Source organism: Psychrobacillus sp., assembly GCF_056205495.1.
The window spans coordinates 1-5,905 of sequence record NZ_JBAEAP010000400.1 but is presented as its reverse complement, the minus strand read 5'-3'; the positions used below and the strand labels follow the sequence as shown (position 1 = coordinate 5,905).

The 5,905-nt window shown below is 37.6% G+C and carries 4 protein-coding genes; all 4 read left to right on the top strand.

From position 1 onward, the window contains the following. Nucleotides 1-830, top strand: an 830-nt coding sequence (locus AC06OU_RS11805; RefSeq protein WP_475855993.1) for a DMT family transporter, incomplete at its 5' end; no start/stop codon positions are given. A 140-nt stretch (nucleotides 831-970) separates the two neighbouring features. Beyond that, nucleotides 971-2,707, top strand: a complete 1,737-nt coding sequence (locus tag AC06OU_RS11800; RefSeq protein WP_475855992.1) for an ABC transporter ATP-binding protein — start codon at nucleotides 971-973, stop codon at nucleotides 2,705-2,707. Continuing rightward, the gene (locus AC06OU_RS11795; RefSeq protein WP_475855991.1) at nucleotides 2,691-4,511 is read left to right on the top strand and encodes an ABC transporter ATP-binding protein; all 1,821 of its coding nucleotides are present in this window, start codon (nucleotides 2,691-2,693) and stop codon (nucleotides 4,509-4,511) included. The genes AC06OU_RS11800 and AC06OU_RS11795 overlap by 17 nt, the downstream gene beginning before the upstream one ends. 9 nt (nucleotides 4,512-4,520) lie before the next feature. Then, on the top strand, nucleotides 4,521-5,405 hold the full coding sequence (locus tag AC06OU_RS11790) for a GNAT family N-acetyltransferase (RefSeq protein ID WP_475855988.1): 885 nt from the start codon (nucleotides 4,521-4,523) through the stop codon (nucleotides 5,403-5,405). Nucleotides 5,406-5,905 lie beyond the last annotated feature (500 nt).

Below are 5,905 nucleotides of genomic sequence, written 5' to 3'. Positions count from 1 at the left end.
ATAGTGAACTCAGTGTGTCATTTTTCTTAACCGTAAGGCTAATTGTTGCAGGAACTAGTATTTTAGTATTTTTAAAATTTCAAAAGAAAAGCGTATTTATTATATGGAAGGAACCCGTCTGGTTGAAGCAATTATTTATCTTCGCTTTACTAGGAATGCTTGGAATACAATATACATTCATTGCTGCAATTGAAGCTAGTAATGCTTCTATAGCAACCCTGCTTCAATTTCTTGGTCCTATTTACATCATAATATACGTTTCCTGGAAGGGTAAGACATTTCCTCCGAATTACCAGGTCGTTGGAATAATAGGAACATTGTTAGGCTTATTTTTATTGCTGACCAATGCGAACATAAACCAGCTTTTAATAAGTAATGAAGCATTGTTTTGGGGACTGCTGCTGGGAGTTACCTTTTCTATATACACGGTATATCCGGCAAGACTCATGAAGGAGTGGGGGGTACTAGTTGTAGTAGGCTGGGGAATGCTTATTGGAGGTATTGTGTTAGCATTACTATCTCGTGTTTGGAATAGTAATGAATGGAGTGAATTGGTGAGTTATCCTATCATCATATTTGTAGTACTTATAATTTTAATGGGGACAATTGCTTTTGTTATGTTCCTATCAAGTATGAAATACATAACAGCGGTAGAAACGAGTATTTTATCCAGCATAGAGCCTTTGACAGCAATGATTATCTCGGTATTTTGGTTTGGGCAAATATTAGGAGGCTGGCAGTATACAGGGGTATTAGTCATGCTAGTATTTGTGACTTGGCTCTCAGTAGCAGGTGATCTAAAATTGGCCCGTTTTAAAAAGAAGAAATAAATCTAAATTTAGGGTATTGCAGTACCCTATCTTTAAAATAAACAGATTATTAATTTTTTTCTATTTATTATAGTAGGGATATGGCATAATAGGTTTTACAGTAATTAGTTCGAGTGACGAAGAATTTAGGAGTGTTTTATGTGAAGACCATATTTTCTTATTTAAAGCCTTATAAATGGCTTGTAGTAACAGCTTTACTTTTTATGTTGATTGAGTTGTCAGTAGAGCTCATTCAGCCACTGTTAATTGCAGTTATTATAGATGAAGGAATTGTTGGAAGAGATCAATCATCTATTATTTTCTGGGGAAGTATAATGCTAGTGCTTTCTTTCGTTGCCTTTTTAGCTGGTATCATCAATACTTTTATAGCTTCGCATGCTGTACAGAGCTATGGCTTTGATATTCGACAGGCTTTGTTTAAAAAAGTGCAATCATTTACGATGACTACTTTCTTAAAGTTTCCGACTTCTAGTTTAATTACTAGATTAACAAGTGATGTTACTATTACTCAGAATCTTATCTTTATGGGTCTTCGGATTATGCTTAGAGCCCCGTTGTTAGTGATAGGAAGTATTGTCATGTCGTTTATTGTTCATCCAAAGCTTGCCCTATATCTAGTAATTGGTGCTCCTTTTCTATTAATTTTTCTTTATGTTATGAGCAGAAAAGGACTGACCTTGTTCTCTAAGGTACAAAAAAGTGTAGATAATGTAACACGTAAGATCCAAGAAAACCTGCAAGCGGTAAGATTGATTAAAGCCTATTTAAGAGGAGATTTTGAAGCTAGTCGTTTTGGAAAGGTAGCTAACATTTTAAAGGTGGATAATGTGAAGGCCTTTAGAATTATGGAATTGATCCTCCCAGTCCTGCTATTTGTTATGAATATAAGCTTAATGGCAGTTCTCTGGTTTGGTGCTAAGGAAATCCAAACGGGTGGAGCACAAATTGGAGAGTTAGTAGCTATCGTCAATTACGCTATGCGAATGACAGGTGCATTCTCTATGTTTTCTTTCATCATCATATTCTTTTCCCGAGCAAAAGCTTCTTCAGAACGGATGGAGGAGGTACTGCTAGTGAATGAAGGGATAGAAAATTTTGAAGGTGGAATGACTGAGCATCTTTCTACTATTGGTAAGCTAGAATTTCAAAACGTTTCCTTTACATATCCAGGAACGAACGCACCGGTACTTAAAAACGTTTCCTTTACTGTTGAACCAGGATCTAAACTTGCCATTATGGGAGCCACTGGTTCGGGGAAAACGACCCTGCTAAATCTAATTCCTCGCTTCTTTGATGCAACTGAAGGCAGGATTCTTATCAATGAAAAAGAAGTACAGGAATGGCCATTAAAAGAACTTAGACAGGTGATTGGGTTAGTCCCTCAGCAATCTATTCTCTTTACCGGCAGTATAGAGGAAAACCTTGGATGGGGAGACTCCACTGCTACAGAGGAGCTATTGAGGGAGGCTGCAAAGCAAGCGCAGATACACAATTCAATTGAACGTTTCCCAGAACAATACAACACTAGAGTTGGTCAAAAAGGTGTTAATCTGTCTGGAGGGCAAAAGCAAAGACTGTCTATTGCGAGGGCCTTAGTCCGTAAACCAGAAATTTTACTATTAGATGATAGTACTAGTGCATTGGATGTTGCTACAGAAAATGCATTGTGGGAAGCATTAGAAGGAGAAAATGCCACTATGCTCGTAATTACTCAAAAAATTAGAACTGCTAAAGGAGCAGATCAAATTCTTCTCCTGGAAAATGGAGAAGTATCGGCATATGGTACGCATGACGAGCTTATGAAAAAATCTTCGCTCTACAGGGAGATTGCAGAGTCGCAACAGGAGGTGGACGAACAAGATGAGCTTCATTCGTAAACCTTTTGGCTATGAACCCGTTATTACAAAGGAAGATTTGAAGAAGGGTAATAAAAAGAAAGTAGAAAAGGTATCTGATTGGAAAGGTGTGCTTAGCAGGTTATGGAAGCTAGTAGACGAACAACGATTTTTACTTATCGTTGTCTTGCTGTTAGTAGTAGTAAGTTCTGCATTATCCTTGTTAGGCCCGTATTTAGTAGGGAGAATTATTGATGAATATATTACAGTAAGCGTATTTGAGGGCTTGGCACGCTTAATAGGCATTCTAATTGTCGTCTATATATTCTTATCTATTTCAATGTACTTACAAAGTTATTGGATGATTGGTGTAGCACAGCAAACAATTTATCGTCTACGAACCATATTATTCAATAAGCTTCAAAAGCTACCTGTTTCTTTTTTTGATAAGCGTCAGCACGGTGAGCTGATGAGTAGAATGACAAATGATATCGAAAATGTGAGTCAAACTTTAAATTCTTCCTTTATCCAAGTGTTTTCTAGTTTACTAACATTAGTAGGAACAACCGTGGTGATGCTTATGTTGAGTCCACTGCTAACCTTGGTTACGCTAATTATTGTTCCAGTAATGTTCTTTGCGATGAAATGGATTACTAAACGTACATCCAAATTATTTAAGGAGCAGCAGCAGGCGGTTGGAGAATTGAATGGGATGATTGAAGAAACGATCTCTGGTCAGCGAATCGTCAAAGCCTTTTCACAGGAGCAGCGGATGCTAGAGGATTTTGCTTTAAAAAGTGAACGCTTGAAAAGAACAGGATTTTGGGCGCTTACATACTCAGGATTTATACCTAAAGTAATGAACCTGCTGAACAATACAAGTTTTACACTAGTTGCTGCAGCCGGGGGAGTACTTGCCTACCATGGCTATGTTTCCATCGGGGAGATTGTTATTTTTACAGAATATGCACGTCAATTTACAAGACCTTTAAACGATTTAGCCAATCAATTCAACACCGTACTTTCTGCAATTGCGGGAGCGGAGCGTGTCTTTGCTATTATTGATGAGCCGGAAGAGCAGGATACAGTACTGGAGAATAAAGACTTGAAGTTGAAGGGTAATGTAACTTTTGAGAATGTAACCTTTAAATACAATACAAAAGATGAAAAGCCTACGATTGAAAATGTTTCCTTTCATGTAGAGGCAGGAAAGACAGCAGCGCTAGTTGGAGCCACCGGAGCAGGGAAAACAACTATTATGCAGCTGTTAGCCCGCTTCTATGAGACAAATGAAGGGAAAATTATAATTGATGGTATAGCGATCGACCAAATGCCTCGCTTTACGTTACGTAGCCAGACGGCTTTTGTATTGCAGGACCCTTTCCTTTTTGAAATGAGCGTAAAAGAAAATATTCGTTATGGAAAGCTTAATGCTACAGATGAAGAAATTATCCAAGCTGCAAAAGAAGCAAATGCTCATGAATTTATTGCCAAGCTCCCAAATGGCTATGATACAATTCTTTCGGCGGACGGTGGAGAAATCAGTCAAGGTCAAAAACAGCTACTTTCTATTGCACGAGCATTAGTCGCAGATCCAGCAATTTTGCTGTTGGATGAGGCAACCTCAAGTATTGATACAGTTACGGAATTGAAAATACAAGAGGCGCTTGAGAGATTAATGGAAGGCAGAACAAGCTTTGTGATTGCGCACCGATTGAATACGGTAAGAAAAGCAGACGTAATATTTGTCATGGAAAATGGAAAGCTGATAGAATCAGGTTCACAAGAGGATCTTATAAATGCGCAAGGTCGTTTTTATAGTATGCTTATGAATTCAAAGATTTAGAAGGGAAGTATGGACTTGGACATATCAGTCATGACTGTGTCGATTCCAATTGATATGGAAACACGGGAAGAGATGGAAAACTTAATAGAGGAAGCTGCTCATGTCGATTTAATTGATTACAATCATTTATTAAATACGACAGAGCTAACAGATTATTTCTTAAAGGGATTTTGTATTTTAGCATATAGCGACGAATCAGATGAATTGGTTGGAGTATTAACTGCTGTTGATAGATTAGCTACTTTAGATTATGAATGGAGTGCTGTCGTTCTTCCAAGTGCCCGTAAATTAGGCATTGGAGGAAAACTGCTGCAGGAACTACAGAGAAATTTAGAGCTAAGAGGAGCATCTAGAGATATAGCGTTAGTTGCAAGCGTTGCAAAGACAGGACAATACATGCTGACAACTCGGGGTTATTCATACGAACTTTCCGAAATTACGATGGTCGCTAATGCAGATTCAATACAGGTGGATAGTCCGTTTGAAGTGACGCCTTTTCAAAATGAAGGGGAAGAGCTAATAGAAGTTCTACAAAATGCTTTTGGGGATACAGCAGAAGAGGCACAGGAAATGATTGCCTTTAACCTGCAAACACCGAACCGCAGGCTAATGCTTGCTAAACAAGAAGGTAAAGTTTTAGGGACAACTACTATTGTAGAAAATGAAGATCAGCTTTGGATAACTGGCTTAGGTGTGCATAAAGAGGCGCAGGGCAAAGGAGTAGCCAAGGCACTATTGAGCTGGTGTAAGCATGAAGCTTATAAACTTGGGAAGACACAAGTCTATTTGGACGTAGAAACCGACAATGATATTGCCTTCTCTATTTACGAAAAGCAAGGCTTCCAAACAGTAGCTAATACGTTGTTTTATAGAAAAAATGGCGTGGTGGAGTAAGATAAGAAGATGACTAGATAAATATTTCGTATTTAGTTTAGTAAAGACGGAAATATTAAGATTGTAGACAACCTCAGGAGATACTTGAGATTTTCTACAATCTTTTTTTATTTTGTTAAGTATAAGATTTCACAATTGACGGCTTTTATAATGCCTTAAAAATATGTAATAAGAAGAATTTACAAACTCTAAACATAACACCTATATTATTTTCATAATATCTTTATAAGATGGATGTAGAAACATTCAATCGTAAAGGAGCGATCTTATTGGGGTTAAACGATCAACATGTAACAATGAGAAAATCGGATAAAAAGTTACATTCAATGCGGATTACCCACATAAAACAAAAAATTCAACTTGCTTTACAATGGATGATTTTGAAAAAGACCCGTCCACCAAAGCGCAAATACATAGCTATTCCCAGACGGAACTCTATTAGTCCGTCAAAACATAAGTAAAGAACCATTTTCTAGTTACCTTTAGCCGTGGCTATTTGT

Bases quoted from the DNA above. Each gene is read 5' to 3' on its own strand.
- AC06OU_RS11795 (WP_475855991.1), top strand. From the start codon at position 2,691: ATGAGCTTCATTCGTAAACCTTTTGGCTATGAACCCGTTATTACAAAG.
- AC06OU_RS11790 (WP_475855988.1), top strand. From the start codon at position 4,521: ATGGACTTGGACATATCAGTCATGACTGTGTCGATTCCAATTGATATG.